Here is a 17,113-nt window from a genome sequence, read left to right on the forward strand (position 1 = left end):
AGTTTCTCATATGTGAGAAACTATTGCTACTTTGTGCTGTATCTTCTTTTCTATTATATTTTTTTATGGTTCACTTGATAGGTGAAAAGCGATATTTACGAATATTAAGACTATATCAGTCCATAAGCTGTGCACGAATACCATGTAGCATCACTGTATTCTGCCATCCTCCGCCTCCACAGGTACCAGTATGCAATATCCCCATACTTCCGCCCGCAGGTACTGCCCCGGTCTCCATAGTAATATCCGATGGATATTCTAAGATTCCTGTAGAAAGCTCTTTTTCCGTCCACAGATGCACTTTCAGACTCCGGTTATTGATCTCTGTCTCAATATGACAGCCGGTCACAAATCCTGCCGTATATCTTCTTGTCTCCGGCAATGTCGTAAGCCCGTTCTTATAGTATACCGGGAACACTTCCACTCCATTGGAAATATCCGGTGAACGCAAGATCCTGAACGCAGGACCAGTCATGGATTCAGGATCAAATCCCACACATACGTCCATATATTGTCCGGCACTTCCAAAGCCCTGACCGAATGTCTTCGCGGGATCCAATAATATCTCCGTTTTCATATTGCCAGCTTCTTTCTGAAATGTATAAAACAACATCACCCCTTGTATAGCAGGCATCAGGCCTGCCCCTACACAACCGTTTCCCGCCATACGATATACCCATGGCATATCAGGCAATTTCTGTTCCCATTTTCTCCACTCTGTAAGAGGTTCCCGCGGTGTATAAAAATCTCTTGTCCACCACCCTGACCGAATCAGTGGCTGACGTTCAGTTGGGAAATTCGAAAAATCCGTCTGGATCTGACACGGATTAGTAATCATATTTGCGTTCATTTCCTTACAGGCACACAATTCCACCGTCTCTGCAGGTAGACTGCAGTTTAGTTTTGGTATGATCTGAACATACACTGCTGCACCAATCGCCTCATTTCCGGGGAAATACTCGAGGTTCTCCACACCGGGACGACTGACAGAGACTCGCTGACGCTCTCCATCCTTCTCCAATTCCCAGGAGATCAGCGAGGCATCCTCTGCCCCTTTCCTCTCCAATTCATAATGAAGTACAAATTTTCCCGACTGCCATAGGATATGAGGATGCTGAATCCACCCCGGTGCGGGACGAGTCGTTGGTGTCACCGCAACCTCAGCCATTGCCATCAACCCGGTATCCGTACGTGCGAGCAATATGCCCTGTAAGATGCCGGTCCCGTCATTTTCCCCACTGAGTATCAGTGTGTGACCCTGCTTCAGCAGACTGATTCCCAATTGCGCTTCCTCATCTCCGACCATCTCAAACGTCAAATTCAATTTTTCCGTTATCTCCCCACTGAAATATCTGGCTGTGACACACACGTTTCTACTACGATGTTCTTCTGTTAATGTCAGCATGCTTTGATTTAATACCAACTGTATCGGCAACAATTCTTTTCCGCTCGCCTTTCCCTCTCCAAGAGGATCCCAACCATCGGTTCCGCACAATAAATTTCTGATATTATACTTTGTCGCTTCCCCTTCTGTCAGAAAAGCTGCTAATCCCGGCTTACCGGTCAGATCCACTGTATGTTCCGCTGGCCCTATCGGTGTATCGTTCCCATACACATAGCATACTGTCTCAGGTTGGGGATAGCGCGTCCATTGCACCCATAATGGTCGTGAGTGATCTGTACTCTCGTCCCTCATGTCCTCAAATCTGCAATTTATCACATATATTGTTCCCTGTCCCTTCATGAAATACTGATCTGCACCGTTGCGGTCCCGATGTCCGCGAATGCGGAACCGGCAATCCAGAAAAGCACTCCCCGTGCCATCTGTCGCAGAAATCGGGCATTCCCCATAAAAATCAAAATCACATCCTAAATACACTGCGTTGCCGTTCAGAGCATCATCTGTAGATTCAAAATGACAATTCTCATAGAGACTTCTCCTGGCACCGCAAATGGGACAAAGATTCAGGCGGCTGACAAAGCGACAGTTTTTCGCATAAAACCGGTCTCCTTTCACATCTCCCAATTGTGCCTGTGTAATCGCCGCGCAGCGCTTTTTCTTATTCTTTGATATATCCCCCGGATAATTCAGGTCCACATTACAATAATTTCCAATGGTAAGATTCTCTAGATACAATCCATCGCCTTCAAAGTGTAGCATGGTGTAATTACCGATGCAGCCATGGGATTGTCCTTTGTTGGCTGCAATTACAACCTCCTCCGGATGTTCAGATAATCCGATGAGGCGCAGCCAGTTACAGCTTATTTTCTGCTCATAGGGCAGGAAATCCCCCTCTGCTCCACGGAATATTTTCTGATCCTCCGGGTCATGCAGCCAGTAGACATCCGGCATCAGATACACTGTCATCGGCGCTTCCTGTGTTCCGTCCTGTATTTTCCCGGAATGGAAAAGCTCTTGCCACGAACGAAAACACCATGTACTTCCTGGATCTGCATTTCTGTCTAGCATAAGGTGCTTCTCATCCAGTTTTTCTATCATTGTATTTTTGTCTATCATCCTTCAGCCTCCTCGGTTATCCTTTCACGGATCCAACCATCATTCCCTTGACAAAATATTTCTGTAGGAATGGATACAGCACCAGAATCGGTGCCGTTGCCACTACAATGGTAGCATATTTGATAGCTTCCGCGATCAGTTCCGTATCCGAATCTCCCATTCCCGATAATCCACTGCTCAGTATCAGAATCTGGCGGATTACCAGCTGCAGCGGTTCTTTGTTATGATCATCCAGATAGATCATGGCACTGAACCAGGAATTCCAATGTCCGACACCGTAGTACAGCACAAGTACTGCCATGGTTGGTTTCGTCAGAGGTACCATAATCCGTGTCAGGATCGTAAAATGATTTGCCCCGTCCAGTCGGGCAGATTCCTCCAGGCTGCTGTCTATGGATGCCATTGAAGTACGCATAATGATCAGATTAAATGTGCTGACTGCTCCCGGCAACAAAATTGCCCATCTCGTATCATACAATCCTAACTGTTGAATATTCAAAAACTGCGGAATTAGTCCCCCGGAAAAATACATTGTAAACATAATCAATACTGTAATGGTCTTTTGCCCAGGCACATCCTTTCTGGACAAGAAATAGGCCCCCAGTACCGTCGTAACGAGATTAATCAATGTTCCGGCAATCACATAAAATATAGTATTAGCATATCCAATCCATATTCTGGAATTAGAGAAAACTTTCCTATAAGCCTCCGTTGTGAATCCCAATGGGCGGAACAAAATTCCCGGATGCCCCATGAGTAAGGATGCTTTACTGAAAGATGCACATATTACATACCAAAATGGATATATGCATATGATCATCATTAAAACCATAAAACATACATTAAATATGTCAAATATTTTTTCTCCGCTACTTCTCCTGATCGTTCTGTTCAATGTCTTCATTTTCATCTGTTCCTGTTCCTCCTAGCCTTGTTACCTTTTACCATAAACTGGTATCGCTGACCTTCTTACTAATATGGTTTGCCAGAATGACCAATACGAAATTCACTACTGAATTGAACAGACCTACCGCAGCAGAGAAGGAATATTGTCGATCCACCAGACCCATGCGGTATACATACGTCGAAATAACATCAGCAGTCTCATAAATACCTTCGTTATACAACAGAATGATCTTCTCATATCCAACACTCATTACCTGTCCCAGTCTCATGATCAGCATAATAATGATCGTCGGCATGATTCCGGGCAATGTGATATGCAGCATCTGTTTCCATCGACCGGCTCCGTCAATCTGCGCTGCTTCATATAATTCTGTATCTACTGCTGTCAGAGCCGCCAAGTAGACAATCGAGCCCCATCCTATCCCCTGCCAGATGTCGCTGATCACATAGATTGGCAGGAAATTCTCAGGTCCACTTAACAGGTTTTTGCCGCTATAGTTAAACAAATGAACCAGAATCTGTGTGATGAATCCCTCCGGTTTTATAAATTCCCGAATCATAGAACAAATGACAACTGTGGAAATAAAATGTGGCATATAGGTAATCGTCTGCGTTATACGCGAAAATTTTTTGCTCCGCAGTTCATTCATCAGCAATGCGAGAATGATCGGTGCCGGGAATCCAAATACAATCGTTGCCAGACTGATCTTCAGAGTATTCCCCAACAATCTCTTAAAATAAATACTTTGAAAAAAGCTGATAAAATGCTGTAATCCTACCCAGTCGCTTCCTGAGATTCCTCTTCGTGGGCTGTAATCCATAAATGCGATGATCAATCCGTACATCGGTTTATAATGGAATAATAGATAGTACAGAAGCACCGGGAGTACGAGCAGATACAGTTCTTTCTGCTTCCATATCTTTTTTAATGTTGTCATAGCATTTCTCCTTGTAAATCTCTCATGCACAGTGTTTAAGATAACCCATAATACAACAAACGGCCGCACCGGATTCCTCCGGTCCGGCCGTTCGGGATATTATCTTTCGTTATACCGATCCAATGCAGACTGATATATTCCAATCATGTCATTCATTCCCATATCATTCAGCTGTTTGATATAATTATCCCATTCTGTGTCCACATCCAACACTTGTGTATAGAACTTCGCACTATATTCCGAGATAAAAGTATTCATCTGTGTACTCAGCACACTGTACTGTTTACTTTCATCTTCCTTCAAAGTGATCGGTGGAATCAATGTCTGCTGACTTTCATTTCCATCTGCCCAGTCATGAAGTGCCTGTTTCTGTTCCTCTGTCTCATAATATTGGAAAATATAGTTTGCATCCTGTACAAACGGGCCCATTCCATTGGCCAGGCCGTTATAAGTCATTGCCGTTGACACGCTCCAGCCGTTCGGATTATGCATGATCTCATCCGTATAGGTCGGAATACCGTCCACCATAGTATATGCTTCACCCTCTTTACCATAATTGATCATATAATGTCCTGACTGGCTGTAACAATAGTTGAGGAATTTTGCGGCAAGTTCAGGATTTTTACAGTCTGCTGTAATAACCGCCGATGCATTACTGGTAGTAGCATAATCGTATGAACCACCACCATACATTACAGTATCTCCGCTGTTCATTACCGGGAAAGACGCTGTTGCCATCTTAAAATCCGGGTTATAAGCCTGAGGATCCGCAGCCACACTCTTGATCATACTTCCCAGAAAGCTTCCGCCTGCGCCTACGGTAACAGCCGCCTGATCGTTCATAATATAGCTCATGGCAGTTTTCTTGTCGCAAGTCAACAGTTCTGCGTCCAATAGCCCTTTATCAACCCATTCGTTTGCTCTCTTCATCAGCTCTTTATATGCTTCCTGTGTATAGCCGTTTTTAATCTCTCCAGTCTGGTCATCCACATACATTCCGGCACGAATACCGTATGCACTTCCCATGAATCTCATCAAATATTCCAGCGACTGTACTACCATCGGCTTCTCAACACCATACTCTTTTAATGCAGTCAATGCTGCTTCCCAATCATCAAGTGTCTCAAGCTTACCCGTATATCCTGCCTTTTCCAACAGATCAGCACGATACATAGGACCTGTAGTACACTGGAGATAAGTGTTGCCGCGAATAAACGGGAAGCAGTAGTAGTGACCATCGTCATTTTTGACCTCTCGGTCTACTGTAGGATTATCCTGCAGATACTGCCACAGATCTGCTGCCGCACCGTACGGCTGTACGTAATCATCAAGGATTGTCAATACTCCTTCCGCCTCAGCAGCAGCCGGCCCACCGGTATAGTTATTCGTCCATTCCCATACAATAATATCTGGCAGAGAGCCGCTTGCAATCATTGTAGAGAATTCTTCACTGGAACTTCCCTCTGTAGGCTGAATAAATTCTACCTTGATACCTGTCATTTCCTGCCAGTTCTTAGCCCACAACGTTTCATTGGCGGATGCCGCTGCATCGCTTGCCCAGTATTCCATCCACACGGTCAGAGTCTCGCCCGTATCTTCCATAGGATAGGAGACATAATTGCTTCTGGGAATTGTCAGTTCATCTCCTTCTTTTTTATTCAGAGAATCCAGAAGTTCATAAGCGGGCTCTGTCATCGCTTCAGATGTCTGTTCGTTTTGTGTCTCTATAGTCTCCTTTGTTTCTACATTATCTGTATTGCCACATCCGGTTATCATAGCCGCCATAGTAAGAAGTGCTGACATTAAAATACTGATTGTCTTCTTTTTCATAGGTTGTCCTTCCTGAATCTTATTTTTGTTTCCGGTTCAGACTGCGCAGTCTTTTGTGTACGCCTTTATCTTACCGATGCTCGCTTACACCTTCAAGTGACAAAAAATTGTGTCCATACTATTCTTTTTCTCCCGATAAGTGACAAAAATTATTGTCCATCCTTCCACTGGCTAGGTGTCATTCCTTCGCTCTGTTTAAAACTGCGAAGAAGTGTTCTGACGCTTCCGAATCCTGCTTTCTCTGCCACATCGCTTAGTCCATCATCCGATGAACAGAGAATTTCTTTTGCTTTCTGAATTCTCTGCTGTGAAATGTATGTTGGCAATTTTTGCCCCTTTACACTACGGAACGTCTTAGACATCTGGACCGATGATATCTGAAAATGTTCTGCTATTGAGGTCACATTCAGATTGCAGTCCGCAATATTCTGCTGTATATACATTATGATTTTTTCACACAGTTCCTTTTCCTCTCTCCTATCCTCGACCTGTTCCTTCTGAAGGCTTTCACATACTCGGTACATTCTCTCAATTAGTGCCTGCTTTCCATGGCATTCCTTTCCGCGCAAATACAGATACTCTTGAAAATCCTGTGTGTGTTCCAATGCCTTAAGCATGGAACACTGCAGGTCATATTCCAAATATCGAATCACTTCTGTATGATTGCTGCTATTATTACGTTCATTCTGTTCATACAGATTGCTGATAATTTCTTCTGCACGCACAACATTCTGCTGTCGAATCTGCCAAATCAGTTCCCGCTCCGTCTCCAGCGGATAATAGTATCCGTACTGTGGTCCTACTTTAACGTCTTCATAGAAAACAGTATCTTCCAATTCATAGATTCTCTTGGTCTCCATGGTGTATATTGCCTGCTGATATGCATCTGCAATCCCTTCTCTTCCACAACAGATTTGTCCCGCAGACACAGTATATCGTATGTCCATATGTTCATCCATGAATTCCTGTAACTGCATTACTGTTTCCAATGTAATATCTCTGTTGTGTATGGTCTCGTTTTCCGGGAAATTCACAAGGATTACCAACACTTCGCTGACGATCATGGGATATACCATACATCCATTGTTCTGGAACAATTCATGACTCACATTTTCTACAATGAACTGCACAAATTCAAGATCCTTCTGTTTTTCATGGACTTGATCCCATTCCCTACTGCCATCTCGTTCAATCTCTTCCATATAAAAAAGCAAGATTGTAAATTGTTCGCCACACCAACGAATACCACACATTTCTTCTATCAATTCCACATTTTCCGGCACTTTTCCTTGCAATAATTTCTCCAAATATTCCTTTTGAAAAATAAGATTCTGACGCTGCAGTCTGTTACCTGTCTCCTTTAGATTCTGACGCATCTGGTGAAAATATCCATCAATCATCTGGAATTCATTGCCGACTCCCCTTTGCGACGATTTAATCTCCAGCCGTTCCAACAGTTTTGTTACATGACTGTAATTTCTGCGGAGAAAATAGATCATTAGCAGAATCCCAATAGTCGTAAAGCTGACCAGAATCAGACTTACCCTCCACTGATAGCCTTTCAGTTCATGAAAATAGTCCTTTCGTCGGCTCACCAGAATCTTGTAATTATTGATACCTTCATAATAATCTAACTGTACCGTCTGATCTGCTTCTGCCAAATGAACGCTCTCAGTTTTCTCCGTAATCGCAGACTGTAGATTTTCCTGATCTTCAGCGCTCCATTGGCTTCCGTTTTGATCCATAAGGAAGATATCTCCGTCCAGTGCCAGACATACGCTCTCATCCTGGGAAGGGAACAGGATTCGCTGCAGTTGCGACCGTTCATAAACAAAGAAAATATTGATTTGTGTGCGATCCCATTTTCTATCTTGTATTGTTCCCGCAAAGAAGACATATTGTTCATTTCCATACTTCATAGTAATACTGTTGTAAGTTCCCTGCAGCAGTTCTATCCATTGTTCTTTAGGTATTCCTCCATACTGGCTTTGATAGGTCCGCCAGTAATTCTCCTCTGTATTTGCAGAATCGCTGGAAACAATGTACTCATCATCGACAAAACATAACAGAATAGATGCATAATTGCCGTTGATCTTCTGATATTCTCTCAATAGCTCACACAATGTATATCGGGAATACTTTGTAGCCCCGGTCGCACTTCCCTCTTTTCCATGGTAAGAATTTTTGCCGAGAAGAATGGTATCTTCCTGTGCCAGCACAGAATAAGACAGGTCCCGCATAGTCTCTTCTATGTTTGTCAGATTATCACAGATCTGCTCGACAATCTTCTCGTTCTCCGTTTCCTGATTGCGTAACAGAATCCGTTTTCCTTGCCAATAGGTAATGCTGTTACATAGCAAAAATACCAGCATGACTGCTACATATGATATCATCCATTTCCAGAAGACACTGTTTTTTCCCATAGCCTGCCACCTCATATTGATAACATCTTAGTGTTTCATTATACGTGTAGCATAGCAAGAAAGTAAAGTGACAGTTTTACAATATGCAGTGACAAAAAGCTCCTCCACCATGCCGGATACCGATTCAATCATATGCTATGCAAAAGCTCCTCTTGACCCACGAGTTAGTCTATGCTAATATAACAATTGTTATGGAGACAGATCGCAAGAAAATCACGGAAGAAAACTTAATCCGCTGCGGCAGGGAAGAATTTCTGGAAAAAGGCTACGCCGGGGCGAACCTCCGGAATATCTGCAAACGTGCCGGAGTTACTACCGGGGCTTTTTATTTCTCTTTTGAAAATAAAGAGGCTCTGTTGGGGGCAATCCTGGATCCCCTGATTGCCGAGTATCAGAAAATGATGCAGCAAATAGCCAAAAGGGAGCAGGAACATCCTGAGACCGCAGAGCAGAATGAACGTGAGATCATGGAATACATCTGTGCGCACAGGCAGGAATGTGAACTGGTACTGGAGAAATGCTCTGGCAGCAAATACGAGTCCTTCCGGGATGTCGTCTTCAACAATATGTTCACAGCCTTTCAGGGCTATTATGAAAAACAACTGGGCTTTGTGCCCGATAAGGAATTGTTACGAATCCTTGCATCCATGAGGTTACATGGATTTCTGGAATTGATCAAGGGAGATTATGATATGGAACACCGCATGTTCCTGACGAAAGCCATCGGTATTCACGCCGATGCCGGAACGCAGGGTTTAATTGCATATTTCAAGAGCGAGAAGGATGCTCACCGTTAAGGCGGTGGGCATTTTCTTTTATAAAAAATAACAAATATAACTTTTGTTATATTGGAAAAAAGGAGATTAGTTATGAACAAAAACGTAAACTACGGAAACTGGGTACCCGAAAAAATGTTGGCGCTGTGCTATGTCGCTGCTGCCGTGCTCGGCATTGCCGCCTGTGTGACCGGGCCGGTGCTGCATCTTGTCATTCCGGCATGGATCCTGGGCATTCTTGCCGCGATCTGCCTGGTCTATGGCATTTACATGCACATCTGTCATGAATTGTTTGCCTTCGGCAAAGGCAACATGATGGCAAAAGTCCATCAGCACCTCGTAGATCATCTGGAATGGGACGGCGAGGGTACGCTTCTCGACATCGGCTGTGGTGCGGCTGCCCTGACGATCCGCTGCGCCAAAGCTTTCCCCAAGGCAAAACTCGTCGGTATGGACTACTGGGGTGTCGAGTGGAACTATGCCAAGGAGCAGTGTGAAGCCAATGCGAAAGCCGAGGGTGTTGCCGACCGGATCACCTTCCACAAAGGAGATGCCGCCCATCTGGAAGATCCGGATGAGACCTTCGATGCCACTGTCAGCAACTTTGTCTTCCACGAAGTCCGTTCCGTCAAGGATAAACGGGATGTGGTCAGAGAAGCTCTGCGCATAGTCAAAAAGGGCGGTGCCTTCTCCTTTCAGGACATGTTCTCCCAGAAAGCACTCTACGGTGACATGGAAGAATTTGTCGAAGAATTGAAAAAAGAAGGAGTCATAGAAATTCACTACATCGGCAATCTTGAGAAGAAACTGGATTTTATCCCCGGATATGCCGCTGCTCCCTGGATGATCTCCGGCATGGGAATCCTGTACGGGCGGAAATAATCATTCCACTCGCTGAAATTCCCGCCAAAAAGCAATCGTTTCCTGCAGATCTGCTTCATCCTCAAAAAGTTCCATCTGCTTCGCCACTTCAATTGCAAAATCCACATATCCGTTTGCTCTTGAAGTGGTGATTCGGTGGGAAGTCACTACATCTTTTTCACAGGAATGTATCGACTCTGCATCTTCTAACAGTCCGGCATGCTCCAACACATCAACACCTGCACAGATAGCAGCGATCCGACCATTAGAATCGTGAACATTTTTCAAATATTCCCATACCTCCGGAGTATCGATCTGCGTAATATCTCCTCCCGGAATAATCAACAGTTCCACATCTCCCGGATTTACGTGATCCAACCGATCCTCTGCCTCAATCCGGTATCCTTCCGTTGCCATGACAGGATTTCCCTCCGGAGATACAAAAATCATTTCTTTTCCCGTCGCATTTAGAAAATAATTCAGAATCACAATCTCGTAAATACAGCTTGTATCATACAGTAACACCATAGTCTTCATTTGCTCAGCCCTCATATAATCATTTTCAAATAAACATTGTCATGTAAAGAGGAATATACATGATTTCATCCTGGTATTTAAGATCCTTCGTATACACAATATATTTGTCCTGCATTTTCATCTGATATTTTTTCCCCAGATAATCAAAGGATTTATGTGATGTATATCCCGAAGATTTTACCTCTATCGGACAAATTTTTTTCTTTTTCACTGCAAGAAAATCAATTTCATATTTTTGTTCTTTTATTGCCCCCTCCGGGAGATATTGATATTCATGAAAATACAAATCATGGCCGGCTGCCTTTAGCATCTGTGCCACAATGTTTTCCATAATCATTCCCTGATTGATTCCCAGATTATCAAATATGAGTGCTTTGTACAGGTCTTCCTCTGTATCTTCTCTATTTCTCATGATCTGTGTCACGAGAAGTCCTGTATCCCCCATATAAAGCTTAAAATTGCTCCGGTCCGCAAACAATTCCAACGCTACTTCAGGCTTTGTCACATTGATACATTCATTTCCAATCATGGCTTCTGCAATAAAGCTCACCGCATCGACATAATTTTGGTATCTCGCATTTTTGTCTATCAACGAAAACCGAAAGTGTGAATTTTTATTCTCCAACTGCTCCGGAATCTTCTTAAAGATTACCGAGGCTTTTTCTCGATTCTCTGTATCATATTTTGCCAGATCTTCCTCATACAGGCTTAATATATTTCTCTTTATAAAATCAATCTGTGCAAAAGTTTTCCCTTCCACAAAAGCATTTACAGCCTGTGGCATTCCTCCCACTACCATATAAGTGCGGAATTTCTGCATGATTTTTCTGTGAATGGCATCTCCCAGCGGTTTCCTGTGTTGAAAAGCACTCTGCATCGCTTCAAAAGTAACATTATCACCCATTGCCCATAAATACTCTTCAAAATCCATGGGATACATTTTGATTCGGTATTCCTCCGATGGAATCAATATATCGGTAACATTCTTGCGTATGGATATCAAGGATCCGGTTTCTATATATTCATATCTGCCATCCGCCACAAGATATTTGATTGCCTGACGCGCCTGCGGAAACAGCTGTACTTCATCAAATATAATTACACAATGATTCCCCTTCAGGCTTCTTCCTTTTAGTAAAAAAAGGTTTCTGAAAAAAGTCTCCAGGTCATTCATGTTCTCCAGGAAATTGTTTTTGACATTTTTTCCTTCTTTTGCAAAATCCAATATCATATAATCATCATATTCGTTTTTAGCAAATTCTTCTACGATCGTACTTTTCCCTATTCGTCTGGCACCTTCCAGCAAAACAGCAGAAGAACCTCCGGAAAGTTCTTTCCATTGTTTTAATTTATCATACATTTTTCTTTTAAATACCATGTTTTTATATCCTCTTAATAACTTTTAACGTTGCCTACGCTCATTATTTCACGATTCGCATCTTCGATGCTCTACGCTGCTTCGCAGCTATCGTGAACAAATTCGTCGTTCGTCAATCACGCAAGCGTGTTGACTCCCTTGCACTCATTATATCACGAAAATCAAAAATGTATGTATACTATTTTTCACGAAAATCAAAAATATTTTTGTATTCTTTTTCACGAAATCCAAAAATGTTTTTGCAGAGTTTTTCACGAAAATCAAAAATGTTTCTATATAAAATCATCCCGGACACTATGTCTGTCTCACAAACACAGTGTCCGGGATGTCAAATTTCTTCTTATATGTCTATCCTATAATGTAATATTGATCACCGGCATGGGAGCCGCCGGTACGCCTACGCCGACAGCATCTGCGGAAAATGAAGTCCCGGTGGGAATGACTGCATTGTCTTTCATTTTCTCCAGGTGGTCGAAGACTGCTTTCAGGTACTCCGCATCAGCCTTGACGATGTCTTTCATCTCTTTGTTACGGTGTTTGATCTTCATCATCTTGAGGTCTGCGGGATCCATCTCCCTGTTCACAGAGACCGCAGTATCTGATATTCCATCCAGCCCCATCTCTTCCATCAGATCACGTAAGCTATCGGACATTTCCTGCATCAGCTCCGAGGTGAAATCGCTCATTTCCGACATAAAGTCTCCTGCCTGCGCATAGAATGTATCCATGCCAAGAGCAATATGGTCAGATGTATCATAGCTATCCCCTGCATACGCCTCATTGCCTGCATACTCATACGCAGAGAAGTCCCCGGACACTTCATCCGCAGAACCTTCCGCAGACATTTCTTCCTCATTCTGCGCGTTTTCCGCCTCTGCGTCCTGCACATCCTTCGTCTCTTCTTCGCTGATCCGGTCTCCCTGGCAGATTCCACCCGCGGCCTTCACCATTTCCTCTTCTTCGAGATGTTTTGCTTTCTTCTTCGCCACACGTTCCATAGCCTGTGCATGAGCAATTGCTGCATCGATCTCTTCACTGTCGCTGTCACTGTTCTGCTTCTGACGCTTCAGGCGCATGATCTCTCTTCTCGCCTGTCCGGCTGCCTGCTTCGCCGCCTGGGAAGTCTTGCTCCGCAGTATCTTCGAAGAAATACTTTTAAACTGGTACTTCAGTTTTTTCAGTGCTAATGTCGTATTTTTTGTCTGCTGTCTCTGATTCCGCAGCGATTCACTGTAACTTAAAGTACTCGTCACAATAGAATCCTGTCCCCAACTGTTCGCCACCTGTGTCTGTCCGTTCCGGTCATCTCTCGCCAACATCCGCCGGATATCGGTGACAGAACTTTTATTTTTTGCTCCAAAGATACTCTTCTGATTGTTCTGCGTCTTCTTTCCTCCGGAAAATGCCTGCGGCAAACCGGTATTGCCGCTTCCGTAAGCACCTCCGGGCCTCCCCATAGAAATCATACATCCTCACCTTACCCTCTGAAGTCAAAGTTCTGGCCGATCTGCCGTTCACCTGCGGTCTGTACACTGTCACTCCGTGTGTTGAAATTGTAGGTTTCTATCTTAGACAACAGTTCTTCTATGGAACCGGCGCTGATCGTTACCGTATCCTCTGTGCCGGCTTCCTCCTTGCTGTCTGCTACCTTATCCGACTTCTTGTCTTTTAGCCGTTCTTCCTTTTCTTTCTTAGCAGCCTTCTTCTCCGCAGCTTTTTTTTCTGCTCTCTTCTGCTCGCCTTTTTTCTCGATTCTTGCCTTCTGATCCGCGCTTGATTTCTTCAGCACTGCAAAAAATGACAATGTTCCGCCATCATTTACCTGCATTCCGTAACCCTTTACCTGCGCCCCCGAACTCTGCAGGCTGGTCTTTAACTGCTGTATCTGTGCAGCCGCACCGCTTAAGATTCCCTCATACTGCTTCCGGAATTTCTCATCTGTCGCCATCCGCTCAATCTTGTCTTCATCGATCAGTACCACAGTCTTAAAGCTGTTGGCGTACTGCGCGGCATTTGCCTTTGCATTTTCCTTCTGGTCACGGCTGACCAGAATAAAATCATAATTGCCGTACTTCTTTTTCAGCTGTTCGTAGTATTTCGCAGCCTTCTCCGACAGCTCCGGCTGACCGATGGTTCTGCCGTAATCCGCAGTCTTTCCCCTGGTCTGTGCCGTTTCGGAAGGCTTTCCCGCACTTGTTGTGCCGGCTGTCTTATCTGATGTTCCGAATACCTCCGGCTTCTTCGTCTTCGTACTCTTGCTGTAATCACTCTGCGCAGCATACGCACCTATGCTGCCGGTTGCTCCGATTCCCGCCATAATTATTTCCTCCTTGAAAATAAATGCCAAATCCGTTTGTTTACCTGGTTCCTCTATTGAGAATATCGGACAGCTTCTCCGACTTTTTTATACACATCAAAAGGAAACAGGCAAAAAGTGCAAAAAAACCGCCTTTCTGTGCCTTTGCGGATCAGATTAACGGTTTTCCTGTAAACTTTATTCTAAATTACTATTGATTCAAATGGTTGATCGTTACATGCAGCTCTCCCAACAGCTTCTTAATGTCCGCACTTGAGGTCGCCATATCTCTCGCTAACTTCTGTACTTCCGTTGCCACCACGGCGAAGCCCTTGCCCTGATCTCCGGCTCTTGCTGCCTCAATCGAAGCATTCAGTGCCAGAATCTGCTGTCTCTTGCTGTAACCATCGATTTCCTTGGTCTTGTCCGTTGCTTCCTCGATCTGTTCCGCAGCTTTCGTGATGCCACCCTTTAATTCACCTACCAGATTCTCGTTTTTCCAGTTGGCGTAGCTGGCTCTCACGAACATGTTGATCACATCACCCAGCAGATTTGCAGAAGCGTCGATCTGCTCCTTAGTCTTCACATTTACCTTTTTCAGAGCCTTAATATATTTATCCTCATCAATTCCCAGCTCTCTCGCTGTCTGACGGAACTTCTCCTCATCCGGATTCTCCGGCAGCACCTGTCCTCCGATAATACTGCCCAGCACGGTTCCATCCTCCAGCGTGATCGGAATACCGAAATCCACCAGTCCCGCATGGCAGGGATATACACCATGGCCTTCTCTGTCACACTGCTCGCAGCGCTTTTTCCCCTCTGCGCTTCCTCTCGTCAGATCAATACAGAACTCTGTAAAATTATAACAGTCACTGATGTATTTTCCGTCTGCACCCACAGCCACGGTTGCCAGTCCCGTGCTGCCTGCCCAGTTCTTCATGATCTGTTCAAATTTGTTCATGTCACAAAAATCCTGAATCTTCATATAACTCCCTACTTTCCCGGTTATCTTAACCGCTGAACGTATCAAATCCGGAATTTTTTGATCCCGGCATCATCTTACATTTACATAAAAATTATACCACAAATTGCAATATTTTTCGCCCTTTTTGCCATTTTTACCGATATTTTCACAACATTTTCTATCTATGCTTCATTCCCTCCAGCCACTTCAAAATAGATGAAATACTATGTCATCTATAGTATAATTATGATGTCGGGGTCAAAAGCCCCCGACTTTGGATTCGGATATTAAGGCTGATCGCGGCAAAAGGAGGTACCGTTAATTGAAGAAAACGAAGATATTCTTCCGCTGGTCCTTCCGATGGAGCAGAAAAATACGTTGTCCTGATCGGCGAAGATTCTGAGATCACAGATAAACTTTCTGACATTGATCTGCTTGTCATAGATGCGGAATATTTTTCCAAAAACGACATTGCCCGTTTAAGAGAAAATGGTATCCGTGAAATCTTCTCCTATATCAATATCGGATCGATCGAGAGCTTCCGGTCCTATGATACAGACTTTGAGAAATATACTCTGGGTGCCTATGAGAACTGGCCGGAGGAAAAATGGATCGATGTCTCAGCTCCGGAATGGCAGGCATGTACAGCTTCCAGAGTAGACGCCCTGGTACAGAAGGGTGTGGACGGCTTTTTTGTCGATAACACGGATGTATACTATAACTATCCGCAGGAATCCATCTATGACGGAATCCTTACGATTCTGGACTATATGGACCATACCGGCAGAAAGATCATGATCAACGGTGGGGACTGTTTTGTAAAAAAATATCTTACAACAGAAAAAAACGTTCTCATCGATGGGGTAAACCAGGAGAACGTTTTTACTGCGTATGATTTTTCAAAGGATATCTATACTAAAAATGATCAAAGCACGCGTGAATACTATACTGAGTATCTAGATCTGGCTATGTCACACGGCTGTACCGCTTACACCCTGGAATACGCAATGGATCCCACCATCCGCAGACAGGCAGCCGCCTACGCCGGGAAGCATGGGTACATTTGTTACATTTCTGATAATATCGGGTTATGTCTGGGAAGATAACATATTCCTCTCAACCGCCATCACAGAAATGTTGTCGCACAGGTATCCAGATGCTTATTTTTCACACTAGCATTATCACTTAGGCACTCATCACAATAATAATAGATATTGTATCCCCCCTTCCCTCGTGTGTCCTCTGTCACCGAGAAATATCCGGCCTGCATTTTGGCTGTCGATCCGTTCAGAAAATGAATTTCACGCTGCTTCAGCGAATCCGGTCTATCCGAAGACATGCTATAGACCGCCGGGTTATACTTTCCTGTAGTAATATAATCCAGCTGGATCTCCGTAAAATAGTTCTTCAGATTCGCCTGGTCTGCAGCGACCTTTGCCTTATGTATATAAGACAGATACTGCGGTGCCAGTACTCCCACCAGCACTGCCATGATAGCTATTACAATGATCAGCTCTACTAATGAAAATCCCCCGTTTCCCCTCTTTCCTGTTGATTTTTTCATGACTTTTCTCTCCATTACATTACAATACATCCCGCAGGCATCGGGCCTGCGTATAACAAAGACCCGCATGGTCTTCCCAAGCAGGTCTTTCTTCCGGTCATATATTCAGTTTTATCAGTGCT

The 17,113-nt window shown here is 44.0% G+C and carries 14 protein-coding genes and 1 pseudogene; 4 read left to right on the plus strand and 11 right to left on the minus strand.

What is annotated here, in order from left to right; genetic code table 11:
• Positions 1-115 precede the first annotated feature (115 nt).
• From H9Q77_RS14425 to H9Q77_RS14445, 5 genes are all read right to left on the minus strand, one after another.
• Positions 116-2,518: a PemB family protein gene (locus H9Q77_RS14425; protein WP_118551343.1), complete on the minus strand. Its 2,403-nt coding sequence runs from the start codon at positions 2,516-2,518 to the stop codon at positions 116-118.
• A 16-nt stretch (positions 2,519-2,534) separates the two neighbouring features.
• Entirely contained in the window at positions 2,535-3,107 is a 573-nt protein-coding gene (locus H9Q77_RS16765) for a carbohydrate ABC transporter permease (RefSeq protein WP_330595974.1), read from the minus strand.
• 352 nt (positions 3,108-3,459) lie between these two features.
• Entirely contained in the window at positions 3,460-4,362 is a 903-nt protein-coding gene (locus tag H9Q77_RS14435; RefSeq protein ID WP_118547555.1) for an ABC transporter permease, read from the minus strand.
• A 99-nt stretch (positions 4,363-4,461) separates the two neighbouring features.
• A complete protein-coding gene (locus H9Q77_RS14440; protein ID WP_118547554.1) occupies positions 4,462-6,192 on the minus strand; it encodes an extracellular solute-binding protein in 1,731 nt (576 codons plus the stop codon).
• A 149-nt stretch (positions 6,193-6,341) separates the two neighbouring features.
• Positions 6,342-8,615, minus strand: coding sequence for a helix-turn-helix transcriptional regulator (locus tag H9Q77_RS14445; protein ID WP_249325995.1), 2,274 nt, complete (start codon positions 8,613-8,615; stop codon positions 6,342-6,344).
• A gap of 191 nt (positions 8,616-8,806) precedes the next feature.
• Here H9Q77_RS14445 and H9Q77_RS14450 point away from each other — a divergent pair, with 191 nt between their 5' ends.
• Together H9Q77_RS14450 and H9Q77_RS14455 are read left to right on the plus strand one after the other, a co-directional pair.
• On the plus strand, positions 8,807-9,412 hold the full coding sequence (locus tag H9Q77_RS14450; RefSeq protein WP_249325996.1) for a TetR/AcrR family transcriptional regulator: 606 nt from the start codon (positions 8,807-8,809) through the stop codon (positions 9,410-9,412).
• Positions 9,413-9,484: 72 nt separating this feature from the next.
• Positions 9,485-10,273: a class I SAM-dependent methyltransferase gene (locus H9Q77_RS14455; RefSeq protein ID WP_118547551.1), complete on the plus strand. Its 789-nt coding sequence runs from the start codon at positions 9,485-9,487 to the stop codon at positions 10,271-10,273.
• Here the strand turns inward: H9Q77_RS14455 and H9Q77_RS14460 are convergent, their stop codons facing one another.
• From H9Q77_RS14460 to H9Q77_RS16655, 5 genes are all read right to left on the minus strand, one after another.
• Positions 10,274-10,789, minus strand: coding sequence for a DJ-1/PfpI family protein (locus H9Q77_RS14460; RefSeq protein ID WP_118547550.1), 516 nt, complete (start codon positions 10,787-10,789; stop codon positions 10,274-10,276).
• Between the two features lie 25 nt (positions 10,790-10,814).
• Positions 10,815-12,167: an ATP-binding protein gene (locus H9Q77_RS14465; RefSeq protein WP_118547549.1), complete on the minus strand. Its 1,353-nt coding sequence runs from the start codon at positions 12,165-12,167 to the stop codon at positions 10,815-10,817.
• A 353-nt stretch (positions 12,168-12,520) separates the two neighbouring features.
• Positions 12,521-13,624 (minus strand): hypothetical protein, encoded by a 1,104-nt coding sequence (locus tag H9Q77_RS14470; protein WP_118547548.1) that lies wholly within the window; start codon positions 13,622-13,624, stop codon positions 12,521-12,523.
• A gap of 20 nt (positions 13,625-13,644) precedes the next feature.
• Positions 13,645-14,484 carry a DUF6033 family protein gene (locus H9Q77_RS14475; protein WP_118547547.1) on the minus strand — a complete coding sequence of 280 codons (840 nt, stop codon included), beginning with the start codon at positions 14,482-14,484 and terminating at the stop codon, positions 13,645-13,647.
• Positions 14,485-14,674: 190 nt separating this feature from the next.
• Positions 14,675-15,424 carry a PocR ligand-binding domain-containing protein gene (locus H9Q77_RS16655; RefSeq protein ID WP_283244770.1) on the minus strand — a complete coding sequence of 250 codons (750 nt, stop codon included), beginning with the start codon at positions 15,422-15,424 and terminating at the stop codon, positions 14,675-14,677.
• 443 nt (positions 15,425-15,867) lie between these two features.
• Between H9Q77_RS16655 and H9Q77_RS16965 the strand changes: the two are divergent.
• Positions 15,868-16,089 (plus strand): annotated as a pseudogene (locus tag H9Q77_RS16965) (endo alpha-1,4 polygalactosaminidase); the annotation flags it as partial.
• 18 nt (positions 16,090-16,107) lie between these two features.
• Positions 16,108-16,533, plus strand: coding sequence for a hypothetical protein (locus H9Q77_RS16970; RefSeq protein WP_408641160.1), 426 nt, complete (start codon positions 16,108-16,110; stop codon positions 16,531-16,533).
• Between the two features lie 20 nt (positions 16,534-16,553).
• On the opposite strand, the gene H9Q77_RS14495 is transcribed toward H9Q77_RS16970, so the two are convergent.
• The gene (locus H9Q77_RS14495) at positions 16,554-16,991 is read right to left on the minus strand and encodes a type IV pilin protein (protein ID WP_249325997.1); all 438 of its coding nucleotides are present in this window, start codon (positions 16,989-16,991) and stop codon (positions 16,554-16,556) included.
• Positions 16,992-17,113 lie beyond the last annotated feature (122 nt).

The sequence above is a fragment of the Simiaoa sunii genome (assembly GCF_014337175.1).
In the GTDB taxonomy this organism is placed as follows: Bacteria; Bacillota; Clostridia; order Lachnospirales; family Lachnospiraceae; genus Acetatifactor; species Acetatifactor intestinalis.

Bases quoted from the DNA above. Each gene is read 5' to 3' on its own strand.
- H9Q77_RS14455 (WP_118547551.1), top strand. From the start codon at position 9,485: ATGAACAAAAACGTAAACTACGGAAACTGGGTACCCGAAAAAATGTTG.
- H9Q77_RS14495 (WP_249325997.1), bottom strand. From the start codon at position 16,991: ATGAAAAAATCAACAGGAAAGAGGGGAAACGGGGGATTTTCATTAGTA.
- H9Q77_RS14445 (WP_249325995.1), bottom strand. From the start codon at position 8,615: ATGGGAAAAAACAGTGTCTTCTGGAAATGGATGATATCATATGTAGCA.
- H9Q77_RS14435 (WP_118547555.1), bottom strand. From the start codon at position 4,362: ATGACAACATTAAAAAAGATATGGAAGCAGAAAGAACTGTATCTGCTC.
- H9Q77_RS14425 (WP_118551343.1), bottom strand. From the start codon at position 2,518: ATGATAGACAAAAATACAATGATAGAAAAACTGGATGAGAAGCACCTT.
- H9Q77_RS14470 (WP_118547548.1), bottom strand. From the start codon at position 13,624: ATGGGGAGGCCCGGAGGTGCTTACGGAAGCGGCAATACCGGTTTGCCG.
- H9Q77_RS14460 (WP_118547550.1), bottom strand. From the start codon at position 10,789: ATGAAGACTATGGTGTTACTGTATGATACAAGCTGTATTTACGAGATT.
- H9Q77_RS14450 (WP_249325996.1), top strand. From the start codon at position 8,807: ATGGAGACAGATCGCAAGAAAATCACGGAAGAAAACTTAATCCGCTGC.
- H9Q77_RS14440 (WP_118547554.1), bottom strand. From the start codon at position 6,192: ATGAAAAAGAAGACAATCAGTATTTTAATGTCAGCACTTCTTACTATG.
- H9Q77_RS16655 (WP_283244770.1), bottom strand. From the start codon at position 15,424: ATGAACAAATTTGAACAGATCATGAAGAACTGGGCAGGCAGCACGGGA.
- H9Q77_RS14465 (WP_118547549.1), bottom strand. From the start codon at position 12,167: ATGGTATTTAAAAGAAAAATGTATGATAAATTAAAACAATGGAAAGAA.
- H9Q77_RS14475 (WP_118547547.1), bottom strand. From the start codon at position 14,484: ATGGCGGGAATCGGAGCAACCGGCAGCATAGGTGCGTATGCTGCGCAG.